Origin of the sequence: Solidesulfovibrio fructosivorans JJ] (assembly GCF_000179555.1) — a bacterium.
GTDB classification, from domain to species: domain Bacteria; phylum Desulfobacterota; class Desulfovibrionia; order Desulfovibrionales; family Desulfovibrionaceae; genus Solidesulfovibrio; species Solidesulfovibrio fructosivorans.
This window is the reverse complement of record NZ_AECZ01000007.1, coordinates 47,567-69,239: the sequence shown is the minus strand read 5'-3', so window position 1 is coordinate 69,239 and position 21,673 is coordinate 47,567. Positions and strand designations below refer to the sequence as shown.

Below are 21,673 nucleotides of genomic sequence, written 5' to 3'. Positions count from 1 at the left end.
TACCTCCGTAGAAGGTCGGTTGTGGTTAGGCCTCGGTCGGGTGTTCCACCACCCTGCCGGGGCTGCTTATTTGAATTCTTTTTCTCGCTCCAACTTCTCCTTGACGGCTTCGATAATCCAATCTCTGAGGGGACGCCCCTCCTTCACAGCCGCGATTTTTGCCGCGTGGTGAAGGTCTTCGGGAAAGTTCTTGATGTTTACCGCGCTCATTCATTCCTCCTTAGTGAAGAAGCTACCTATGGTGAGCACCCCTGTCAACCCTCTTTCGTTGGCGACCTGCACGGCCTGAAAAAAATATTTGGCCCCACCCCGTCGGGCACAGGTGTAATCATCCGTTCTTTTACAAGAATCTCATCCCTGAGACATCGGCCAAATCGGCCCAAACCCTTCCCGAATATTTTGGGGCGTGGTATCGGCCGATCAACCCCAAGGTCACTGCCGCCCCAGAGGGGATGGAGAAAAATTATGCAAAGCAACGCTAAACGTAAGATTGATCCTGATAAAACACAGGCAAGTTATTCGTTTGACCTAAGGGATGGATATGAATGGTGTGGTGAATTAGTCCACTTGTTACATCATAGTAAGAAAAATGGAAAGGCTGTTGAGGAGTTGATGTCGTACCCGTCATTAAACATTTCTTCAAAACTGACGGAAACAGACAGCAAAAAAATAAAAATTGGTATCAAGGTTGATATAACAATACATGCGGACGATAATTATGAACCCAATAAGTCAATTGGGTTTATTGATAAAAACAAGGTATCGATAGAAATGCATATTTGGCTTAACTGGAATTTGCTACATCACGTCCATATGGTCCTACTGTCAGGAAAAGCTGAAATGATAAGCATCTTTGGAACTGAACTATTCAACAGATCCGGTAAAATCCATGGGATGCACATTCTGCAAAAATACGAAAAGGACGATGAGCGGTAGGAAATGGAGATATCGGGGCAAATCACCTTCTCGACCAGCCAGTAGCAACCTGAAGCCTTACAGCGCCTTCACCATCGGGAGTTCCCCCCATGCCGACTGTCCACCCTCGCCACCATCGCCGGGGCGCTCGGGGTCGGGACGAAGGACTTGTACGAAGAGGAGTGACGCGGCAAGGGATATGCTCCCTACGCGACCACCTTTTTAGGGACATATCGGCTTGCCGAGGGGAATTTCTCAAAGGCTTCGGGATCAGCCATGAACGCGTCAAGCACAGAGCGGGCGTAACGATTGCGCTTCGGTCCAAACTTGGGGACCACATACCCCCGGAGAAGTTCGGCAAAGTGCTCGGGGCTTTTGTAGCCGCAATATTCCGCCGCCTTGGCAAGGGTGAAGAACGGGCCTTGAACGTCCATCGCGCCTCCTCTCTTTTCTACCAAGCCACTTCTGCCGCGATGCAGGGACCCGGCATAACAAAAAAGACCGAGTCACGCCGTCCCATCCCTACTGTAAAGGCGCTCGCCTGCTAAGCGGGCAACGGGTAGACGGGGGTAGAGCACCTGCCTTCTAAGCAGCCGGCCTGCCTTGGCACAGGCCTTTCATGCCCTACCTTGGCCTCCGGCGTGACAGGCCGGCGTTATAAAAGCTAGCTTATAGGAAGACGAGGAGGAGCCGATGAGTTTAAAAGCTCTTGAGATAGCCTTGGAGGCCGGCCAGGACCTGATGAGGCGGTTGGACACACTAAAGGCTGCCCTTGAAGCGGGACAAGATGATGTCGCGTTGGAGTTGGCCAGGGAGATAACAGGTGCACAGAGACGAATACAGAGGAAGGATAAGCCAGCCAGCCAAGCGGCTGAAGAAAAAATGAAGGCTACTACGGATCAAGTTTTGCTCAATGATGACGACCGGCTATTACGAGTGAATGAGGCCTGCATCATACTCGGAAATATGTCAATCTCGACATTCTACCGGTATATTAAGAATGGGGCCATCCCAAAACAGCGCTACATAGGGTGTACCCCGGTCTGGCGCTTGGGCGACTTGCGCAGTCTATGCAGTCAACTCCCTTGCAAGCCAAGGAATGCTAAAGCCCGTTAATTTTGAACGCACTCGGGATTAGGCGGGTCCATTTGTTCAATGTAGACTACCGCGCCATATATTTTCTTGCACTGATTGTAGGTCATCCCATGCTGGTAGCACTTGCTGCAAAAGGAATTATCACTCGGGATTGCTGACACTAAAATTTCGGCAAAGTACTTTCCTGCGTCAGGAAGAAAATCTTCCGCTTGTTTGTAGCGCAGGTTGTACAAGTCATTTTCGAGCATTTTGTTGTTTATATTGTATTCTTCTAAAACAAAGTGCAATATATCTTTATAGTGCGTTGTATAGCAAGAAACCATCTCTATAATATGTTGTCTACCCCTTTCTCGCGTTTTGTCTTGATCTTGGAGTAGCGCGGGCAAAAGGAATAAAGCACAGTAAATTCCGGGTATTATTAAAGACCAGCCAATATTTTTTATATTCCCGATCATCTGGCACATCCTGGAAAAGGATATTTGCCTTTCTATTCTCCTGCCAGTTTGTCCGCGTCAACCCCTGTGAATAGAAAACGTCAATATGTGCTTGCGTTATTAAAGCCCCCTCCAGGGAGGAATCCACCTACCCTTTTGCCGTGATCCGATACCGCCCTTCCACGATCTTGAGCTTCCCACTCGCCATCAACTGGTAGACGGACCTCGGCCGCGTCCCTGGTCCCACGTCAAGCTGAAGCCGCAGCACGGGCAGATACCAACGCTCGATCACCCGGCGGATGCGCTGCCGGTCCTCCTGGCGAACATACTGCCCAAAGCGGAGGCGGACTTGCCCGGCAGGATCGAGTATCGCCTCGGTGCTCTTGCTGGCCAGCCACGCCAACGGGTCGAACGGTCTGGGCATGTCCACAGGATGCCACGGGCGAGGAGGGTCGCCAAGGGAGGGCAAAAAAAAGCCCCGGGGGGAGGCCCGAGGCTTCAAGGGAGGGGGAACCACATTTAGAACTTCGCCAGCAATGATGTCGCCAGAAGGGGTGGGGAAGTTACAAGTGGTCGTTCTACCCAACAACAAACGTGTTGCCGATGCGCGTAATGGTCTGCGTTCCGCCTGTTGTCGAATTTATGGTCAACGAAGCGCCATCAAAAAGATGGTATGTTTGACCATTCCATACAAATACTCCTTCTTCTGAAACTTCAACACCGTCGGCATATTTTACTGTTGGGCCATCATAGTTGAACAACGCCGTTATATCTGTTTCAGCGGGGATGAGCGTCTCGCAATCGAATGTATCCCCAAATACCTTTTCGACGGCCGCTGTTTCGATGGCTATGGCCTTATAAACTTGGAATCGAAGATACTCGTCAGCCTCTGTCAGCTTATAAAACGTGCCGTACCCGAGGAACGATACCTTGATATTGAAATCATCGTCACTCCCGGTATCGCTGTAAATCATGCGGCATTCGGGAAGTGTGGAGCCGACAACATAGGCCCCTTGTGCGACTCCGCATTTTGGCGTCCTGGTCAACGTGAACTTGGTCCCGAGAGATGCGCCGGACACAATGTCGCCGCCCAATGCTCCCATACGGATGTCTAAAGCAATGGGGAAATTATGAAAGGAGCAGGGTATAGACTGTGGATATATTAGTTCCATTGTATTATACCCGTGTTATAGATATGGATTGAATCGCCATCCCAGTTTCTTGGCTATCAGAATCATACTTAAACCATATAGTGTCTAATGGGCATACGCCATTATAGTAATCAGTTGATGACTGTTCTAATATAACTGAACCATCAATTAAATACTGCGATTTTCTTCCGATATTTATTAATATGTCATAAATGTGCCATTCTCCGTCAAACATTGCAGATACTGTATCTTCATTAGCATCACCGTACATTATTGAGAAAATGTCTGCCGTTAAATAACCGCCTGGGCCAAAAGAATATGCCGAAAAACTTCCAGTCAATCCAGTTGAGTTGAAACTTGAAAGTAAGTATGTTGACCCTGGATAGTCTTCCAATAAAGGTGGGCTCTTTATGATTGAGCGGAATCTTAGATCGCTTCCGGACAAATCGACAAGGGGAGAGGGCTTGCAATAAAATTCTAATGTTTTCGAGCTGCCGGCTCCGCTCCAAGACAAAGTAATAGCCTTTCCTCCATTTGGACCGTCAACAATAATATACCCAGGCGCATCATTTCCTGAGTGCATAATCGTTTCTGGCCTTTTACCTCCTAAGTATTTACCAAACGATAATACGATACCCTCACTTGACACAAAATAGCTAAGAGGAACGGATTCAGTACAACCTACAAACATTTCGTTAAATTCATGCTGACATAAAACGTCTCGGTAAAACTCCCGAGTGTCCATCCCCGGCGCTTTAGAAGCGATCTGTCCACCCTCATTGTAATATTGCGTCAAAAGTTCCATTTAATCCCCCTGCAAGGTAATTGGTATAAGGCCGTTTCCCTGTAGCTGTGCGGCCTCTAAATCATCAGCTACAAATGCACCGTGAAAAGCTTCAAAAAGTAGAAGCCGAGCCTCTCCCTTTGAAAGTTCGCGCTTGTAGAATCGTAACATGGCGATGTCCATGTATGCCGAGAAAATCCATTCCGATGTCCACTTGGCTGGTTCGCTGTCTTCGGAAGGTGCAATGTGCCAGTCGTCAGCGCCGACCATAATTTTTACAGAATTGCCCCAACCGTCAGTGTTTACAAAATTCGATTGCGCTGACGTTCCCTCAGTTATGTTGATTGTCTTCGACCCAAGTTTTGTAACAAACAGCCTTGTCTCCCCGCTCTCTCCATAGGTCACGCAGACATGATGCCATTCTCCGATATTCAATGGTTCTGAGACAATGGGCTGTGTGGAATACTCGGTCTGAAAATCCGAAATCTTCCCGGCAATGATGCGGTCCCCGTTATACCATGCCATGCCGAGCAAATTCATACCCACCATGTAGCCCTGTGGGTGATTGACCGGGAACGGCTGCGAACCAAACGTCAAAGACGGCTGCGCTTCCGTCATGTAGAGTTTGTACTGGTAGTCCTTGAGCGTAAGGATGGTATCCTTTATTGAACTATCTTCATTGTACTCGTAGATGTATGAGACTACCGTCGAATAGCGTTTCGATCCATCGGAAAGCGAGGCAACCGCGCGCGTGCCGGCCGCCTTCCCATGTTCGCCATCGACCTTGAACGTGCAGAAGGAAGCATAGGGCGCGGCGTTGGCCACTTCCGCGTTCTCCTCCCATCCCGTCTGGAACTCTCCGGATAGCGTTTCCTGTTCGCCAGTTTCCACCTTGTCCCAATACGGAGACGCGGTGTCGTAATCCGATTCCATGAGCGGTTCGTCCGTGCAGACAGTCGCTATCTCGCGGTAACCAATCTGCTTTTCCTCTTTGGTGACAAAATTCGTGTTGTAGTCTGGCCACGGGTAGGTGAACTTGACCCAATGCGTAGAGAAGCGCGAAGGTATTTTGTAGCCCACCAACGGGGCCATGCTTCCAGGGCAAGTAGCCGTCCACACCTCGCCATCATCGGAAAAGAGAAAACGCGGCTTCACCGGGTTATAGACCTGATAACCGCAGTCTAATTCCTTTGTCTTACTCGTGGACGTGTAGTCGATGGCAATTTCTTTGCGCAGCCTGACGACGCAAGAGATGGAAAATGGGCCACTGGTCGGAATGTGTGGAGGGGCCATTTCCAGGCGCGACCCACTGTAACCCAAGTCTGGATTGGCACCAGGGAGATAGCAGGCCTTGGCGTAGCGCGAGATGGAGCCGTCAGGCGAGGCAGACGGATAAGGGAGGCCAACCTCTTTGAGTGTCAAAAACGACATCCCTCGGCCGGTATTCATCGTGTCTGCCCCTTCTGCAAAATATGAGGGCGGGAGGTATATTTCATTGCGCAAATCATCATTGCCGAAGAAGTATCGTCCGATGCAACCCGGCACATAGTAGAACTGCCCCGGCTGCAACACCGGGATATTCACAGGCTCCTGCCCGGGTTGAAGCGGCTTCTTCTCAGGACAGAACACGGTCACGTAGATAAAATTGTACGCCTTGTTGACCTGGATAATGGAGCCGTCGTCCAGCCGCAGGGAATCCGAGGCGATTTGATTGGTCGCGTTGGCCGCCTTCAGGCGGTTGACCACCTGCATGGCCAAACCCCGCAGGCCGTCCGCGCGCTGCCGGTCCCCCTGGAGACTCCAGAAGACCTGATCGGCAAAGGGGATGATCCCTGTGCGCTTGTATTCGGCCCATTCTTGGACATTCATAGTGATTCCCAGCAGAGAGGAGCCACGCCAGAGCGCCGCCCCTCCGGTTTATGTCTACGCCTCGGCTGACGGGGTTCCCGGGGCGGGATAGCTGAAGGTGTCAGTGTAGGGGCCGTGCTCGTCTTCGCCACGGGCAGTGAGCGCCTTCACGTTGCCCCCTTTGCCTTCTTGCCTGGGTATGTCGGTTGAGGTCCTGGGGGATGCTTGAGGCTGGGGGGCCATCTCAACGGTGGTGTGTTCGGTCATGAGCAGATCCTTTGCCGGGGTGCCGGCGGTTGATGGTTATGCAAATTCCGCCGGCAGTGGCTGGCGCTCAGGGATATTCGTATGAAAGAAGGCTATCCTTCCCTGGGCCGCTTCGGGATGGTCACGCAAATAGCTCTGCTTCACCGCTTCACGGTCCTGCCCGGCACGGACAACAACGACATGCGTTTTCCCGCCCGGGCCGGCATGTTCCAGTCTGGCAATACGCTTTTGAAGATCACGCATGTCTTTCATCCCGAAAAGTTTCCAAGAGGATGAACGGACAATGGCCGTCGTATGCCCGCATGTGAGGATGTTCCTCGTAATAACGCTCCATGGCTTGTTTCTTCGTTTCGCCATTGTAATGTTTTATAACCATACAAGTTTCTTTCAGTCCGTCTTCCTCAAGCCGCTTCAATCTGGATTCAATGTTTCGCATGGTGTCACCTATGGGAACAGGAACGGAAGACCGCTCTTATCATTCCGCGCTTCTGGATGTTTGGCATAAAACTCTTCAATGCACTCCTCGTCTGTCTGCCCTTGTTTGGGTTCAAGGCACAGGCAATATGTGCGGGGCGCGTCGTCTTCCAGGCGCTGGACGCGTGAGGTAAGAGTTCTTGAGTTCATAACCCGCTCCTTTCTTCAAGTTTTGCGATGCGGTCTGATAGTTCGGCCGTCTCAATCGCTTTGCGGTGCGCTTCCACCAATCCGGCTAGGGCGGCGGCTTCGCTCGGGGTGATCTTTCCTTCGGCGGCGGCCTGCATGATGGCACCGGTGATCTTGGGCAAATCCGCCGGGGTCTCCATGCTCGGCAGGGAAATGGACACGGGGGCATCGCGCTTGACGGGACAAAGCCGGTCGAGGATGGCGCGCAGCACCGGACCATCACCGGCCAGGGCCAAATCAAGGGCCTTCTCCACGACCTCCTTGCCCTTGCCGTCGATCAAGGCTTGTGCGGCCATGGTGGCACGGGAGCGGCACCCCTTGGGCTTACCTGCCGGGTTTCCCGACTGGCCTGGCTCGAAGCGTTTCCCTGCTCCTCGCTGCTTTGGCTGCTTTTTCAGGGGACTTTCAGCCATATTATCCCTCATGCCGCTTCGCCCTTTGCCGGGGCTTGGGATTTGGTCAGGGCCTTCATGCGCTCCTCGATCTCGCGGGCGTACTTCGCCAGGAGCCAGAAGGTTGTATATTCCGCGCCGGCCCGGTCCCCGCAGAAGAGGAACGGGACAGCGTAGCGCACCTGGAAGGCGAAGACCGACTGAAGCACGGCGTGTGGCCGCATTTCCGATCGATACTGGCCGTCCGCCACGTCACGCATGGATGCCTCGACCACCACGGCCTTGAGCTCGTATGAGGACAGGCGGCGAAGCTCTTTCACGAACCGTTCCCGGTTTGCCCCCATGAGGCAGGAAATGAGGTCGCCAAGCTCCTTGCGCTCAATGCCCACACGGTCCTCGAAGCCCGGCAGCGAGTAATCAGCGGTCGGCAGGGCGGCGCGTTCCACCTCGGCCTCATACTTGGCGAAGGAGAAAACGCGTTGCTCCCTGGTGTCAGCGATGATCCGCATATGCCCTCCTGCGCTTCGGCCGGTAGCCGCTCTTTTTGGCGTTCAAGGCGCGCTCCATGCGCTCGAGCTCCCGGATAGCCTCGGCCTCAAGTTCGGCGTCGGACTTCGCCTTGGCGTTCTTGGAAGTATTCACGTTCATTGCAGCACCTCGCATGGCATCATAGCCGGGATTGCTTCAGGACCACCGGGGCCGTCTTCTTCTTCTCCGCAGTCGCAGGACAAATATTGCCGCCTACACCTGGGACACTCTTCGATGTCGCAGCCAGGGTGATGCAGGCCGCCATGGGAAACGCCGCACTCCGGGCAAAAGTCGAACTCCTCCCAGCGGTTCCCGCTCTCCTGGCCGAAGCGCACGCGCTCGTAGACGCGCCCGGCAACCTGAATCAGGGGACCGCCGCAGGACTCGGCATCGCGCATATCCTGGCCGCAGGCGGGGCAAATGCGTTGGCCCGGGTCGGAGGATGGGGAGGCGGGCGCAGCGACCGGGGGCGGCATAGCGCCGTCCGTGGGCCGGGTTTCGTAGATGGCCAGGAGGTGGCGGTACACAACGTCATAGGCTTCGCTGGTCCGAAGGCGCGGGTCGGCGTGCTTGGACATGATGCCGACCAAGAACTTGAAGGCCGGCTTCACGGCGCTGTACCAGAGGTCATAGGTTGGACTGCCGGCGAGTTCCCGGGCAAGGGCCTCGGCTTCCAGGATGCGCGGCTCCAAGGCCAAGATTTCGTTGTAGGTCAAAGTTTCCATGCTATATCCCTCGAAATTTAGTTTGTTGCTTGCAGTTCGCACGGTGTCGCGCACCGGGTCGCGCAGTCCGAGACGTAGCGAAAGTTCCATGGCGGCGTTGTAGCCGGGCACACATACAGATGCGGGAACGTCTCCCGAAGTTTGGCAAGCTCGGCTTCGGATGTGGTGCAGGGCGCACCATGGGCCAGATCGGCAGCACGGCGCAGGATAGGCCCGACAACATGGGATGATTCAGGGACCGGCTCTGGCTCCACGTTCCGCTCGGGATCGGGCAGCCCGGCTTCGATCCATGCCCGGATCATGCCCGGCTGGGCGGCTAGGTCGCCCACGTCTTTCCCTGCTGGGACCGGCCACCTTTTCGCCTTCGGGTAGGTTGAACGCCACCAGGGCCATGCCGTCGCCCCGGCCTCGTCGAAGTCCAGAGCTACCAGGACCACGGGGGCGGCCATAAAAAGCGCGTTGGCCGCAGCATCGGGTTTTCCCTTTGCCGTGCCGAGGGCGACACAGGAAACGGCGTCACGGGCCTCCTGAGCGGCCAGGATGGCATCAAGCTCGGACTCTACGACAACACAGGGTTTGCCCTCGCCCGGGGCCAGGACCATGGGCAACTTCCCGCCGCCACTGGCGGCCGCGTACTTCGGAAGCTGGTCCTCGGGCGTCCATTTGGAGCGACGGATTTTGATGGCCACCACTTGCCCTTCACGCAGGGTCGGGATGACCAGACCAGACGGAAGCCAGACACGTCTGGGCTTCCCCGTTCTGGGGTTGATCTCTTCGGGCAGGCCCCAGGCGGCACGGTCCTCGTAGAGGTCCGAAGGATTCCAGCCGATCCGCAGGGCGGCGCACGTCCGGGCGGTCAGGCCCCGACCCCGGGCGTACTCCATGCCTGGACCACCAGCGGCCAAAGCGGCGGCGCAGCGGTCAATGAACTGGCCAGCGCGGGCAATCCAGGCTTCCCCAGGCAGTACGGCGGGCTTGGGCTCCCAAGGGGCAGGCTTGAGGGTGTGCGTGGTTCCAGCCGCTTTGGGCGTTGTCCCCAGGCGCTTGCAGGCGTCTGGGTAGCTCAGGCCCTCCATGTCCCGAAGGAATTGGATGCCGTCGCCCTGGCGGCCACAGCCGCGACACATCCAGCGGCCGGTTGCGCCTTCGGCTGGCCAAAGCCGGAAACGATCAGTGCCGGAGCACCAAGGACAGGGGCCGGCGTACTCGCCGCCGCTTGTCGCGGAGACGTATTTCATGGCCCCGGCAAGAACAGGATGTTCGAGGATTGTCATTGCGGCAGCCCTCCCGAAAGAAGAGGAGAAGCAGCGCCCAAAGCGCCTGCTCTCTCCTTCTTTAGAAGGGGCGCTTCTGGCGCTTCTGGCACATCCCTGTTTATGCGGGTTTTCGAGGGTTGGAATTCGTCTGGGCGCTTCTTTTCCTGGGCGCTTCTCAATATGCCTGAATCGTTAGGGATTAGAACCGCCCGAGCATTTTGGGCGCTTCTGGGCGCTTCTGGCGCTTCAAAGCTGGGCGCTTCTCTGGGCGCTTCTGGCACATCTGGGGAGAGGGACAGGTATTCGGTCTTTCGGCCAGATTTGTTTGCCCGCGTGACGGTAAAGAGGCTCCCATCAAGGACCGCCACCCGGGCCGCGTCTTCAACTCGTTGCCGGCTGGTACCGGGGATGTCCTTCCATTCCGAGGAAAACCGCCCAAGGTCTCGAATGGTCAGGGCTTCCTTGCCTTGCTCGGCGTGCTCCCGAACCTTGGTGACGATCCATTCGAGGATTGCGGCTTCAGCTTCTTTTTGTTCCACCCGCTCGGGCGCTTCGACGGCGACCAGCACGCCGCCGGGAAGACGCTTCAGGAAAACAACAGGCCGGGGCGGGCCATAACTGCACTTCGGGAAGGCCAGGGCTAGATATTCCCCCTCTTCAATTGGACCAGTCAGATCTAGTTCCCGCCGGGCTTCTTCTGCGGTCAGGGTCACGAGGTTCATTTGTGCCCGGACAGCCCCGGTGAATCCTGAGGCTCCACGCGCCGCCCCTTGTCCCAGAGCAACGCGGAAACCATCCTTCTTGACCATGGCAGTCTTGTTGACATGGTGCAGACAGAGGATGGACGCGCCAGTTTCAGCGGCCAGCCTTTCGAGAATTTCAATATAGACGGTGCTGGCACTATTGTCGTTTTCGTCGAGCCCATAGAACCGACTCTGCGGGTCGATGACAACAAGCTGAAGATTCTTCCCCCGGCAGAGTGAAACCAGATCGTCAAAGACGTTCGTTGTTGCCGGCGCGCCAGGGCCATCTTTGTCGAGCAGCCGCAGTCTTTGCCCAGCCAGAGGAACCACGATCAGATTTTCAAGGAAATCTGCTTCATCGGAATCGGCGTTGGAGTCCCGTCCATATCCATCAGGAAGGAGGTGATCACGCAGACGACGCAGGCGGCGGGGAATGATCCGGGCGTCTTCCTCACCAGCCAGGACCAGCACACGGCCCCGAACGCCGGCTTCAAGGATCCCTTCGCAGCCCCTACCGCAGGCCACGGCAGAAGCCAGAAGGAGGGCAAAAAAGCTCTTCCCTGTCCCTGGAGGGCCAACCAGGAGGCCGACGTTCTGTGTCAGCATGAAATCGGTGAAGGTCCAGGCTAAGGGCGGAAGATCGTCGGCCAGCAACTGGCGGGCCTCAAAGTCGGCGAGGTTCAGCCGGGCGAAGACGGACGTCTCACCCTTGCCGTGCCCGCCGGCCCCATGAATGGCCTCTTCCTGGGAAACCCGGGCGTGGACCGCAGTAAGGATACTTTCCCGGTCGAGGGCAATCCCGGATTGAGGGTCAGGCACGTTCATGGCCCTCCCGTTCCTCCTGACCACGCAGGGCCTCGGCCGCAACCTCACACCGGTCCACGGCCCGATGCGCCCACCCCCAGCGGGGCCACCCGGTAACGGCGACCAGGGAAATGATGCCGTCACGCACCCACAAGCCCAGGGCCAACTTAAGGGCGGTCATAATGCCACCCCCTGGATTTGCTTCATGCGTTCCAGCAAAATTTCGTTGTCAGCGACAAGCCGGGCAATACGCCGGTGATCCCGGGCGTAGCGGCGAAAGACCGACCAAAGCCGGGACGATTCTAAGTTGACGGAAGGGACGATGGCTGGCAGGGAATGGGTGTCACCACTTTCCATGCTTTTCTTGCAGGACCCGCCCTGGCCGGCGGGTCTTTGCTTTTCAACGAGGGGATTACCGGGCATGGCCCACCCCCTCGCCAGCGGCCACCCTGGCCACCAGTTCATCAACTACGGATTCCGGCCACGCTACGGCCCGCCCACCAGGCAGACGGACAGGCGCAGGCAGCTTCCCATCTTTGATCAGGTCGTAGATTCGGGATTTACCGTAGCCAATTCGGGCTTTAAACTCAGGGAAACGAACGAAGCGCTCAGGCTTTGAGACAGGGGGACCGGGTTGCATCTGGACATTCTCCCGTTTCGGGGACGCCCTCTGTGGGGCGAATGTCCAGCTAAGACCAAAAAAGGCCGGGAATGGAAAAGAACCTCAAAAAAAGTTTGAGTTCCGGGAACCTGAACTTATTTTGAAGTTCCCTTTTTGGGCTTGCTGAAAGGTAAGACCTTTCTCGCTTCAATGCACTCATCCGTCCGGCGGCGAAAGAAACGAAGGTCTGCGGCTTCTGTGTCTTCAAGCCCTAACTGGGGCAGGAAGTCGGTTTTGTGCAAATCGGCGATCGCCTGTTTAATCGCACCTCGCTCACCACCAAGCGCTTCACTGCGATCCCAAAGCCACAAACCAACCGCTCGGACTCGGTCGCTTGCTGGGGTATATCCTCCGCTAGTTGAGGATTTCTTGTCGGCAATGATCTTTTGAATAGCAAGACTACGATGTCGATTTATGAATCCACTGTCTGTTGATATTTCACCGGCAGCAACGGCACGCATCGACAGGACAAAATTTTTAACATCTTCAACGATTAAATCTAAATTTGCTGCTATATCAATTGTAATGTCAACAAACAATTCTCCATATCCATATGGTTGTCTAATCGCTGGACTAGTAAGCCCCACTTCGATTGAGCCAGTAGATAATACAGCATTTGCATCTATAATAGCATCACCTTTTGCAATCTTTTCTATGAGCGTGGTCGAATCAGTAGATTCTCTGCCATATCCGTATTTATTAACCAATGTAGAAATACTGTCATTCATGAACAGGCAAACTTCAAGGCTAGTTATCCCGTGCCCTTGTGTTAGTTCTTTTCTTCTATTGTTTGCTTGTGTTCTAAATTCAACAACCTCTTTGTTTCTCGATGCATATTCATATTGCCAGAATTTATATTTTTGTGCGAATATACCTACATCTAATCCCTGCATCACAAGCTCCCTCGACTTCCCTGTATTGAACCAGGCCCAACCGCCAGGGACGCGGCTTTTCGCCAGGGTCATGAGGCCCCGGCCAGGCCCTGGAAATGTCAGCTATGCACGCAATTGCTCGTTTGGCTCTGTACCCGTCACCAGGGCAAGGGGTTAAATCTCCTGGCCGAAAGCGAAGTCGCCACACCAGGAATCGGATGGTGTGCGGGGCCATACGCCGTCAAAGCCCTGGCCGCCGGCCACTTGCCCGGCAACGATCCACGGGGACCGCTTGCGGCATGTGCCGTCAAACCACCATTTGCATGAGGCGCAGCGCGCCCGGCGCGTCCCTTGCCGCTTATGGTCGGATTCCGTGTAGGCCATGGCATCTCCCCTAGTCGCCTGCCGTGGCATGGATCGGCGTCACCTTCGCCCCGGCCTTGAGCTTGTCCAGGTGGTCGGCATAGGCTTGCATCATTTTTCGCCGCTCAGGCAAATATTCGGCGCGGTTGTACGCGGCCCGGATGGAATTACGCTCGGCATGGGCAAGCTGGCGCTCGATTAGGTCACTGTTCCAGCCCTGTTCGTTCAAGAGCGTGGACGCCATGGCCCGAAATCCATGTGCGCACATCTCGCCTTGTTCATACCCGAGGCGTCGCAAAGCCGCATTGAGGGTCATGTTCGACATGCAGCGGTCCTTGGTCCGGTTGCAGGGGAAAAGGAAGCGGTCATGGCCGGTCAGAGAACGAAGGTCCTCGATGATCTCCACAGCCTGCCTTGAGAGCGGTACAACATGATTTCGGCGCATTTTCATCTTCTCGGCAGGGATTGACCAGCGGGGACCGTCGGCGGCGTCCAGGTCGATTTCCGACCACTCGGCTTGGCGCAGTTCTCCAGGACGGACGAAGACGAGAGGAGCCAGTCGTAGAGCTGCCAGGGTCACAGGACTTCCCTGGTAGCCATCTATGGCCCGCAGCAGTTGTGCCACGCCTTTGGGATCAATGATGGCCGGCCGGTTCGTGACACGCCCCGGGGCCAATGCACCGCGGAGGTCCGCCCCGACGTTTCTTTCGGCAATGCCCGTGGAGATGGCGAAGGCAAAAACGGCCTCGCAGTACTGGCGCAGGCGCTTGGCCGTCTCATTATGCCCCTTCGCTTCGATCTCTCGAAGTGTGGGGAGGATCGCCGGGGCGCGAAGAGTCGTGATAGGGAAATGACCAAAGGCGGGAAAAAGGTGCTGTTCCATCCGGGCCAGGACCTTGGCGGCATGCCCCTCACTCCAGGCCTTGACCTGCTTGGCATGCCAATCTCGGGCCACGACCTCGAAAGTATTCGCATCTTCTGCTGCCCGGGCCTCGGCAGCAGACTTCTCGTCCTGCCGCGCCCTGCCCGGATCTATGCCGTTGGCGATGAGCTTTCGGGCTTCGTCGCGACGTTCGCGGGCGTCCTTGAGGGAGATATCCGGATAGATGCCCAGGGAAATGAGCCGCTCCTTACCGGATATCCAGTAGCGAAGCCGCCACCACTTTCCGCCTTTGGGGCTGATTTCCAGATGAAGCCCGCGCTCATCCTTGAGGCGGATAGTTTTAGGACCTGGCTTGGCGTTCCTTACGGCGACATCGGTCAAGGCCATGCGGATAACCTCCGGATGCAGGCGTGGCGAGCTTTTGCGGCCGGATATCCGGTCTTCCAGACCACCACGCTCTTGCCTATCCGGTTTGCTATCCGGTCAAATGGCGGATGTCAAAGGACGTAAAAAGACTAAGCCGGACTATCTCTAGCCCGGCTTAGTTAATGTTCCCAGGTTGTTGCGGTCTTTATCGGACCGTCCTGGACTCTAATATGGTGCCGAAGGGGGGACTCGAACCCCCACGGGCATGGCCCACCACCCCCTCAAGATGGCGTGTCTACCAGTTCCACCACTTCGGCAAATATCGACTCGACTACTTCGCGCCGGCGTCCGGCTTTTGCGGCGCCTGCTTGGCCGGGACGTCCTCGAAGGTCACGCCCTTTTTCGGCTGCGCGTCCTTGGTCGCCTCGGGAGCCACGCCCGCCGGGGGAGCGATGGGCGCGCCGCTGGCGTCGATCATGACCGACTTGGCGTTGCGTTCGTGCGACCCCGTATAGACGTTGTAGGCAAGCGAAGTAATGAGAAAGATCGCTCCAAAAAGCGCCGTCAGCTTGACCAGCAATCCACCGGCACCCGTGCTACCGAACACCGACTGGCTGCCGCCGCCGAAGATGACCCCCATCCCTTCCTTGCCCGACTGGAGCAGAACCAGGACGATCACCGCGACGCAGGCGAGTACATGTACCGTAATTATGAGCGTTGTCAACTGAATTTTCCCGTTATTTTCGCGGAGATGCCTCCGCGTTCATCAAGCCGTCACAATGGCCGAGAAGCTTTCAGCCTCAAGGCTCGCGCCACCTACCAGCACTCCGTCCACATTGTCAATCCCCAAAAGCGTCCCGGCGTTGCCCGGCTTCACGCTGCCGCCATAGAGAATGCGCACGAGGGCCCCGTTTTGCGGCCCAAAACGCCCGATCAGCCAGGCGCGAATCATGGCATGCGCTTCTTCGACTTCCTTGGGCCCGGCGGTAAGCCCCGTGCCGATGGCCCACACCGGCTCGTAGGCGATAGCCAGCTTCTCGGGTAACACATCGGTCGGGATCTCGGACAAACCGGCGGCCAGCTGGCGTGTGACGACAGCCTCGACCTGCCCGGCCTTGCGCTCTTCCACCTTCTCGCCCACGCACAAGATGACGGACAGCCCGGCGGCCAGGCCAAAGGCCGTCTTTTGGCCGACAAAGGCGTCGTCCTCGCCCAGGACGTGCCGACGCTCGGAATGGCCGGTCAACACGTAGCGACAGCCGGCGTCGAGAAGCATGGCCGGCGCGATCTCGCCGGTAAAGGCCCCCTCCTTGGCCGGATAGAAATCCTGCCCGCCAAGCGACAGTCCGGGCTTGCCGGCAAAAGCCTCGCCCACGGCCCAAAGGGCGGTGAACGGCGGGATCACCAGCACCTCGCGGTCCTCCGGCAGCTTGCCGTCCAGGCGCGCGGCCAGATCCGCAGCCGTGGCCGAAGCCTCGGCCCGCACCTTGTACATCTTCCAGTTGGCGGCCATGAGCTTTTTCATGACTGACACTCCATAAGCGCCGCAAAGGCCGGCAGTTCCTTGCCTTCGAGGAATTCCAGGGACGCCCCGCCGCCCGTGGAAATAAACGTCATCTTCTCGGCCAGCCCGGCCTGATGCACCACCACGTCGGTGTCGCCGCCGCCGACGATACTCACCGCCGGCGCGCCGGCAATGATGTGGGCCAGGGTAAACGACCCCTGGGCAAAGGCCTGGTTCTCGAACGCGCCCATGGGGCCGTTCCAGACGATGGTCTTGGCCGGTTCGATGGCCAGGGCGTAGAGCCCCGCCGTCACCGGTCCGATGTCGAGCACCACCGCGTCGTCCGGGATGGCGGCGAAAGGCACCTGCCCGGCCGGACGCATCTCGGCGATGGGCTTGCCCGCGTCGCGGGAGATGATGCAGTCGACCGGCAGGTAGAAGCCCACGTTGCGCTCCTTGGCCTCCTTGAGGATGTCGCGGGCCGCGTCGAAAAGATCGGGCTCCACCAGCGACTTGCCCACCTTGTAGCCCTGGGCGGCCAGGAAGGTGTTGGCCATGGCCCCGCCGATGACCATGGCATCGACCTTGGTCAGCAGGTTCTTGAGCACCCCGAGCTTGGAGGACACCTTGGCCCCGCCGGAAACGGCCACGAACGGCCGGGTCGGATTCTGCACCGCCTCGCCCAAGAACTGCCATTCCTTCATGAGCAGGAAGCCGGCGCAGCATTTTTTCGCCACAGCCGGGAAGCCGACCATGGAGGCATGGGGCCGGTGAGCCGTGCCAAAGGCGTCGTTGACGTAGACCTCGGCCATGGCCATGACTTCCTTGGCGAAGTCCATGTCGCCGGCCGTCTCGCCGGGATGAAAGCGCAGGTTTTCCAGCATGAGGATGTCGCCGGGGGCCAGGGCCTCGGCCATGGCCTTGGTGGCATCGCCCAGGCAGTCCGGGGCCATGCGCACCTCGCGGCCGAGCAGTTCGGACAGGCGCTTGGCGGCCGGGGCCAGCGACAGTTTGGGGTCAGGCGCGCCCTTGGGCTTGCCCAGGTGCGAGCACAAAATCAGCGAGCACTTCTGGGACAGGGCGTACTCCAACGTGGGCAGGCTTGCCCGGATACGCAGATCGTCCGTGATGACGCCGCCCTGCAGCGGCACGTTGTAATCCACGCGAATAAGAAGCTTCTTGCCGGCGACGTCGACTTGGTCAATGCGAAGAAGGGCCATGCGTGCTCCTTGGCGCTTAAGCGTTTCTTATGCGGAGGCGTTCCCGGCCCGCCCGGCGTCACGGACCATGACCAGGGCGTCCTCCCCGTTGTCGGGATAATACCGTTTGCGCGCGCCGGCCACGGTAAATCCGTGCCGGGCATAAAGCCGTTTGGCCGGGACATTGCCCGCGCGAACTTCCAAGTACCCTCGGTTCATGCCCATTTTATCGGTCTGTTGCAAGACGTGGGCGAAAAGCAGGGAAGCCAGCCCTCGGCCGCGCAAGGCCGGGTCCACGGCGATGTTGATGACCTCGAACTCGTCCCCGAGGAAATGGAACGTGGCGTAGGCGACTAGCCCCTCCCCGCCCGGGATGCCGAAGGCGGCGAAGGCCGGACGGGCAAAGGCGGCCGTGAAAGCGGCCTCGTCCCAGGGATCGGGAAACGTGCGGCCCTCCAGACCGGCCAGATCCCGGGCATGTTCGGGCCCCAGGCGCATGGGTTCGGCGGCATCCGGCGTTTTCATTTCACGGGTCCTGTGGCATGTTCGTTGCGGCTTTACGGCCAACACACGTATGGCGAAAAAAAAATCCCCCACCCCGGAACCGGAACTCGTGGACATCGTCGACGCAAGCGACCGTCCGCTGCTCGTCATGTCCAAGGCCGAGGCGCACCGCCAATCACTCTTTCACCGTTCGGTAATGGTGCTCGTCTATAACGCCCAAGGCAAGCTCTACCTGCAAAAACGCGGGGCCAACAAGGACCTCTACCCCGGCCGGTTCGACTTGTCGGCCACGGGCCATGTCCGGGCCGGGGAAGCCCGCCGCGACGCCGCCGCCAGGGAACTGCACGAGGAACTCGGCCTGCGGGCCAAGACGCTCACCTTCATCGACGCCATCCCGGCATCCCAGGAAACGGCTTACGAATTCGTGACGCTTTTTTCCGCCGGCCGCATCCCGGAAACACCCCGCCCCAATCCCGAGGAAGTCGCGGGCGGCATGTTCGTGGACGCCGGAGAACTGGCCGCCCTCACCCGAAGCTACCGCGATATGCTCACCCCGGCCGTGGTGCGCTTTTTCGAGGAAAAAGCCCTGTTCAGTCCAACAGAGTAGGAAAGGGAGAGGAGGATGCGAGAGGGGAAACCCTTTTGCAAAGGGTTCTCTCCTCTCGCGCTCTCCCCTTCCCAAACCTTTTACCGGTTATGGATGGAATATCGACAACCAGTTGTCATCACTAGAAGTCTTTGGGAAGAGGGCCCGGGGGGGAACCCTTTCTGCAGAAAGGGTTCCCCCCGGTGCATTCCCTACTCCCTACTCACCCAACAGTGTGAGCATGGCGTCGTGCAGGCGGGTGTTACTGGCCAGGATGCGGAAATCGCCCAGGGCGTAGGGGCGCGAGGGCCGGTAGGAACTGATCGTACCCCCGGCCTCGGTCACGAGCAGCGCCCCGGCGGCCACATCCCAGGGGTTGAGCGCCATCTCGTAAAAGGCGTCGACCCGGCCGCAGGCCACGTAGGCGAGGTCCAAGGCGGCCGAACCAGGCCGGCGGATACCCTGGGTCTCGGCCAGCATGGTGCGCAGGTCGGCCGTGATTTCGTCGAGATTTTCGCGGATGGCGTAGGGAAAGCCGGTGGCGACCAGGGCGGCGATGGGCTCGGCCGTACCGGAAACATGGATGCGCTCGTCGTGGCAGTAGGCGCCAAGGCCCCGCCCGGCCCAGAAAAACTGGCCCAGGATGGGGGCGTAGACGCAGCCAGCCAGGGCGGTCGGGCCGTCATAGAGCGCCACGGAGGTGCAGACAAAGGGAAAGCCGTGGGCGAAGTTGGTGGTGCCGTCCACGGGGTCGATGATCCAGGTCAGCCCCGACATGTCGGCCACGGACGCCGTCTCCTCGGCCAAAAAAGTCGCCTCCGGCAGGATGTCCGCCAGTTGCTCCTTGAGCAGGGCCTCCACGGCCAGATCCGTGGCCGTGACCAGGTCGATGCGGCCCTTGTGGCGCACATCGGCCGGATTGGCGAAATCGTCCCGGATGCGCTCCCCGGCCGCGGCCACGGCCGCGCGCATGGGGAAGAGAATTTCCGTGATGTCCAAGGCCATCCCGTCCGCCGCGCTCCTTTTAGTTGATGAACACGTCCCGGTAGCGCAGCCGGTCTTCCATGGCCCGGCCCGTGCCGCGCACGACCGTGGTCAGGGGCGCGTCGTCGAGCATGACCGACAGGTTGCTGACTTGGCTGATGCGGGCGTCGAGGCCCTTCAAAAGCGCCCCGCCGCCGGCCAGGAGCAGGCCGTTTCGGGAAATGTCCGTGACCAGCTCGGGCGGGGTCTTCTCCAGGGCCTTCATCACCGCGCCCACGATGATGTTGACCGGCTCGCGGATGGCCTCGCGCACCTGTTCGTCGGTGATGGTGACCGAGGCGGGCGTGCCGTCGATGAGCGACTTGCCGGCCACTTCCATGGACAACGTCTCGGGCTGGGGCATGGCGGAGCCGATGGTGATCTTGATCTCCTCGGCCAGGTTCTCGCCGATGAGAATCTGGAACTCGTCCTGTACGAAGCGCTGGATGGTCTCGTTAAGCTCGTCGCCGGCCACGCGCACGGATTCGGCGTAGGCGATGGCGGAAAGGGACACCACAGCCACTTCGGTGGTGCCGCCGCCGATGTCCACGACCATGTTGCCCGTGGGTTTTTCGATGGGCAGCCCGGCCCCGATGGCGGCGGCCATGGGCTCCTCCACCAACTTGACCTCGCGGGCCCCGGCCATCTGGGCCGACTCGATGACCGCGCGCTTTTCCACCTGGGTGATGCCCGTGGGCACGCAGATGACGATCTTGGGCTTGGCGAAGCGCATGCCCTTGATCACCTTGCGGACGAAATAGGCGATCATGGCCCGGGTCACTTCGAAGTCGGCGATGACGCCGTCCTTCATGGGGCGGATGGTCCGGATGCGATCCGGGGTGCGCCCCAGGTACTCCTTGGCTTCGGCGCCGACGGCCAACAGTTCGCCGCTTCGGATGTCGATGGCCACCACGGAGGGTTCGTTTAAGACAATGCCTTCCGTGGCCGTATAGAGGAGGGTATTGGCCGTTCCCAGGTCCATGGCCAGGTCTTTCCCGAGAAAATTGAAGAATTTGCTAAAAAACATGCCCACGCTCGAGTTGGAGTTCGGGTTCCCGGGGCCTGGGCCCCACGTTGCCACAATTGCGGCATAGTAGATGGCGGGACCCGAAAAGTCTATGCCGAAGGCGGATCGACACGGGTGCGCAGATGCAGGTTTTCCAGAAAAAGGGCGAGATTTTCCGCCACCATGCCCACGAAGGCCTTGAGCTCCTCGGTGACGGGCAGCGGACGCGGGTCGGCCAGGGTGAGGACGCCCCGCGTTTTCTTGGAGAAGCGGATGGGCAGGCACAGCACGCTTTTGTAATCCCCGCCGGGAGCGTCCAGGCCGAAAAGCGGCAGCCGGGCCGCGCCGGCCTCGTCGCCGTCGCCGGAAAAAACCGGGGTATGGTTCTTGAAAACCCAGCCCACCAGCCCCTGGCCCACCGGGAAACGCCGGGCCGCGTCGCGTCCGCCGGGAAACGGGCTTTCATTGGCCCCTTCCAGAAAATACGAGCGACCGGATTCGTCGCGCACGGTCAGGATGCAATAGCGGTAGCCCGTGGTGCTGGCCAGAAGCTCCAGCAGCCCGGAACGAAAGGCCGTCCACTTGGGGTGGGTCTTGTGCAACGTGGCGATAAGGCGCAGGCACTGGTAGAAACGATGCTCGTAAAGGCTCGTTTCCACCTCGCGGGATTTGGCCAGATGGTAGCCGGCCAGATCGGCGAACTGGGAGAGGATTTTGAGGTCCTTGTCGCCGAAGGTGTAGGTCTTGCGGCTATCCAGGCAAAGCGCCCCGCCGGTCGTGGCCACGGGATAGCCCATGAAGGCCCGGATGCGCTCCTCCTCCCCGTTCCGGTAATAGCCGAGCACCCCGCGGCGCTGGTCGAAATTGCTGATGAGAAGCGGCTTGCCCTCGCGCAGTATCCAGCCCACAAGTCCCATGCCCGGCGCGACCGCCGCCTCGCGGTTCAGGTTGTCGCTGAGGCTGAAGCAAGCCTGGATGCGGCACTCCTCCCCACCCGGACCGGGCAGAAAAAGCACGGCCGAATAGGCGTCGAAGACGTTGCCGACAATGGCCAGGAGCTGGTCGTAAAACGGTGCGTCCATTTCTGTCGCTTCGGGCGTT

At 58.4% G+C, this 21,673-nt stretch carries 28 protein-coding genes and 1 tRNA gene; 2 read left to right on the top strand and 27 right to left on the bottom strand.

What is annotated here, in order from left to right; all coding sequences use genetic code 11:
• Positions 1-66: 66 nt before the first annotated feature.
• Positions 67-210 carry a hypothetical protein gene (locus DESFRDRAFT_RS06700; RefSeq protein WP_005992386.1) on the bottom strand — a complete coding sequence of 48 codons (144 nt, stop codon included), beginning with the start codon at positions 208-210 and terminating at the stop codon, positions 67-69.
• 255 nt (positions 211-465) lie between these two features.
• Here DESFRDRAFT_RS06700 and DESFRDRAFT_RS22075 point away from each other — a divergent pair, with 255 nt between their 5' ends.
• A complete protein-coding gene (locus DESFRDRAFT_RS22075) occupies positions 466-936 on the top strand; it encodes a hypothetical protein (RefSeq protein WP_144004962.1) in 471 nt (156 codons plus the stop codon).
• A gap of 185 nt (positions 937-1,121) precedes the next feature.
• Here DESFRDRAFT_RS22075 and DESFRDRAFT_RS06695 read toward each other — a convergent pair whose 3' ends face one another.
• From DESFRDRAFT_RS06695 to rimI, 23 genes are all read right to left on the bottom strand, one after another.
• Positions 1,122-1,349, bottom strand: coding sequence for a hypothetical protein (locus DESFRDRAFT_RS06695; protein ID WP_005992384.1), 228 nt, complete (start codon positions 1,347-1,349; stop codon positions 1,122-1,124).
• A gap of 678 nt (positions 1,350-2,027) precedes the next feature.
• Complete coding sequence (locus DESFRDRAFT_RS06685; protein ID WP_043794094.1) at positions 2,028-2,465, bottom strand: hypothetical protein; 438 nt, start codon at positions 2,463-2,465, stop codon at positions 2,028-2,030.
• A 557-nt stretch (positions 2,466-3,022) separates the two neighbouring features.
• Entirely contained in the window at positions 3,023-3,418 is a 396-nt protein-coding gene (locus DESFRDRAFT_RS06675) for a hypothetical protein (protein WP_233489571.1), read from the bottom strand.
• A 202-nt stretch (positions 3,419-3,620) separates the two neighbouring features.
• Entirely contained in the window at positions 3,621-4,400 is a 780-nt protein-coding gene (locus DESFRDRAFT_RS22070; RefSeq protein ID WP_005992378.1) for a hypothetical protein, read from the bottom strand.
• Positions 4,401-6,248, bottom strand: a complete 1,848-nt coding sequence (locus DESFRDRAFT_RS06670; RefSeq protein ID WP_005992376.1) for a LamG domain-containing protein — start codon at positions 6,246-6,248, stop codon at positions 4,401-4,403.
• Positions 6,249-6,530: 282 nt separating this feature from the next.
• Positions 6,531-6,737 carry a hypothetical protein gene (locus DESFRDRAFT_RS22065; RefSeq protein ID WP_144004961.1) on the bottom strand — a complete coding sequence of 69 codons (207 nt, stop codon included), beginning with the start codon at positions 6,735-6,737 and terminating at the stop codon, positions 6,531-6,533.
• Entirely contained in the window at positions 6,730-6,930 is a 201-nt protein-coding gene (locus tag DESFRDRAFT_RS22060; RefSeq protein WP_144004960.1) for a hypothetical protein, read from the bottom strand. Before DESFRDRAFT_RS22060 ends, DESFRDRAFT_RS22065 begins: the two co-directional genes overlap by 8 nt.
• A gap of 184 nt (positions 6,931-7,114) precedes the next feature.
• Positions 7,115-7,570, bottom strand: a complete 456-nt coding sequence (locus DESFRDRAFT_RS06655) for a DUF5681 domain-containing protein (protein ID WP_005992369.1) — start codon at positions 7,568-7,570, stop codon at positions 7,115-7,117.
• Between the two features lie 8 nt (positions 7,571-7,578).
• Positions 7,579-8,058, bottom strand: a complete 480-nt coding sequence (locus tag DESFRDRAFT_RS06650) for an ERCC4 domain-containing protein (RefSeq protein WP_005992368.1) — start codon at positions 8,056-8,058, stop codon at positions 7,579-7,581.
• Entirely contained in the window at positions 8,042-8,197 is a 156-nt protein-coding gene (locus tag DESFRDRAFT_RS22680) for a hypothetical protein (protein ID WP_005992367.1), read from the bottom strand. The genes DESFRDRAFT_RS06650 and DESFRDRAFT_RS22680 overlap by 17 nt, the downstream gene beginning before the upstream one ends.
• Entirely contained in the window at positions 8,194-8,802 is a 609-nt protein-coding gene (locus tag DESFRDRAFT_RS06645; protein ID WP_005992366.1) for a hypothetical protein, read from the bottom strand. Before DESFRDRAFT_RS06645 ends, DESFRDRAFT_RS22680 begins: the two co-directional genes overlap by 4 nt.
• A gap of 17 nt (positions 8,803-8,819) precedes the next feature.
• Complete coding sequence (locus DESFRDRAFT_RS06640; protein WP_005992365.1) at positions 8,820-10,076, bottom strand: primase-helicase zinc-binding domain-containing protein; 1,257 nt, start codon at positions 10,074-10,076, stop codon at positions 8,820-8,822.
• Entirely contained in the window at positions 10,073-11,626 is a 1,554-nt protein-coding gene (locus tag DESFRDRAFT_RS06635; RefSeq protein WP_005992364.1) for an AAA family ATPase, read from the bottom strand. The genes DESFRDRAFT_RS06640 and DESFRDRAFT_RS06635 overlap by 4 nt, the downstream gene beginning before the upstream one ends.
• 156 nt (positions 11,627-11,782) lie before the next feature.
• Positions 11,783-12,028, bottom strand: coding sequence for a hypothetical protein (locus tag DESFRDRAFT_RS22055; RefSeq protein WP_005992361.1), 246 nt, complete (start codon positions 12,026-12,028; stop codon positions 11,783-11,785).
• The gene (locus tag DESFRDRAFT_RS23240; protein ID WP_081458431.1) at positions 12,018-12,245 is read right to left on the bottom strand and encodes a helix-turn-helix transcriptional regulator; all 228 of its coding nucleotides are present in this window, start codon (positions 12,243-12,245) and stop codon (positions 12,018-12,020) included. Before DESFRDRAFT_RS23240 ends, DESFRDRAFT_RS22055 begins: the two co-directional genes overlap by 11 nt.
• Positions 12,246-12,361: 116 nt before the next feature.
• Positions 12,362-13,159 carry a hypothetical protein gene (locus DESFRDRAFT_RS22050; protein WP_005992359.1) on the bottom strand — a complete coding sequence of 266 codons (798 nt, stop codon included), beginning with the start codon at positions 13,157-13,159 and terminating at the stop codon, positions 12,362-12,364.
• Between the two features lie 153 nt (positions 13,160-13,312).
• Positions 13,313-13,522 (bottom strand): hypothetical protein, encoded by a 210-nt coding sequence (locus DESFRDRAFT_RS21165; RefSeq protein ID WP_005992358.1) that lies wholly within the window; start codon positions 13,520-13,522, stop codon positions 13,313-13,315.
• 10 nt (positions 13,523-13,532) lie between these two features.
• Positions 13,533-14,771: a tyrosine-type recombinase/integrase gene (locus tag DESFRDRAFT_RS06625; RefSeq protein ID WP_005992357.1), complete on the bottom strand. Its 1,239-nt coding sequence runs from the start codon at positions 14,769-14,771 to the stop codon at positions 13,533-13,535.
• A gap of 210 nt (positions 14,772-14,981) precedes the next feature.
• Positions 14,982-15,067: transfer RNA gene (locus DESFRDRAFT_RS06620), tRNA-Leu, on the bottom strand.
• A gap of 14 nt (positions 15,068-15,081) precedes the next feature.
• A complete protein-coding gene (gene secG / locus DESFRDRAFT_RS06615; RefSeq protein ID WP_005992356.1) occupies positions 15,082-15,474 on the bottom strand; it encodes a preprotein translocase subunit SecG in 393 nt (130 codons plus the stop codon).
• A gap of 42 nt (positions 15,475-15,516) precedes the next feature.
• The gene (gene tpiA, locus DESFRDRAFT_RS06610) at positions 15,517-16,275 is read right to left on the bottom strand and encodes a triose-phosphate isomerase (protein ID WP_005992355.1); all 759 of its coding nucleotides are present in this window, start codon (positions 16,273-16,275) and stop codon (positions 15,517-15,519) included.
• Complete coding sequence (locus tag DESFRDRAFT_RS06605) at positions 16,272-17,474, bottom strand: phosphoglycerate kinase (RefSeq protein ID WP_005992354.1); 1,203 nt, start codon at positions 17,472-17,474, stop codon at positions 16,272-16,274. The genes tpiA and DESFRDRAFT_RS06605 overlap by 4 nt, the downstream gene beginning before the upstream one ends.
• 27 nt (positions 17,475-17,501) lie before the next feature.
• Positions 17,502-17,978 carry a ribosomal protein S18-alanine N-acetyltransferase gene (rimI, locus tag DESFRDRAFT_RS06600; RefSeq protein WP_005992353.1) on the bottom strand — a complete coding sequence of 159 codons (477 nt, stop codon included), beginning with the start codon at positions 17,976-17,978 and terminating at the stop codon, positions 17,502-17,504.
• 49 nt (positions 17,979-18,027) lie between these two features.
• Here rimI and DESFRDRAFT_RS06595 point away from each other — a divergent pair, with 49 nt between their 5' ends.
• Positions 18,028-18,564 (top strand): NUDIX hydrolase, encoded by a 537-nt coding sequence (locus DESFRDRAFT_RS06595; protein WP_005992352.1) that lies wholly within the window; start codon positions 18,028-18,030, stop codon positions 18,562-18,564.
• A 198-nt stretch (positions 18,565-18,762) separates the two neighbouring features.
• Here the strand turns inward: DESFRDRAFT_RS06595 and DESFRDRAFT_RS06590 are convergent, their stop codons facing one another.
• The 3 genes from DESFRDRAFT_RS06590 to DESFRDRAFT_RS06580 all read right to left on the bottom strand — a co-directional run bounded on the left by DESFRDRAFT_RS06590 (position 18,763) and on the right by DESFRDRAFT_RS06580 (position 21,654).
• A complete protein-coding gene (locus DESFRDRAFT_RS06590; protein WP_005992351.1) occupies positions 18,763-19,548 on the bottom strand; it encodes an inositol monophosphatase family protein in 786 nt (261 codons plus the stop codon).
• A 19-nt stretch (positions 19,549-19,567) separates the two neighbouring features.
• Positions 19,568-20,593, bottom strand: coding sequence for a rod shape-determining protein (mreB, locus tag DESFRDRAFT_RS06585; protein WP_005992349.1), 1,026 nt, complete (start codon positions 20,591-20,593; stop codon positions 19,568-19,570).
• Between the two features lie 89 nt (positions 20,594-20,682).
• Positions 20,683-21,654, bottom strand: a complete 972-nt coding sequence (locus tag DESFRDRAFT_RS06580) for a GAF domain-containing protein (RefSeq protein WP_043794119.1) — start codon at positions 21,652-21,654, stop codon at positions 20,683-20,685.
• Positions 21,655-21,673 lie beyond the last annotated feature (19 nt).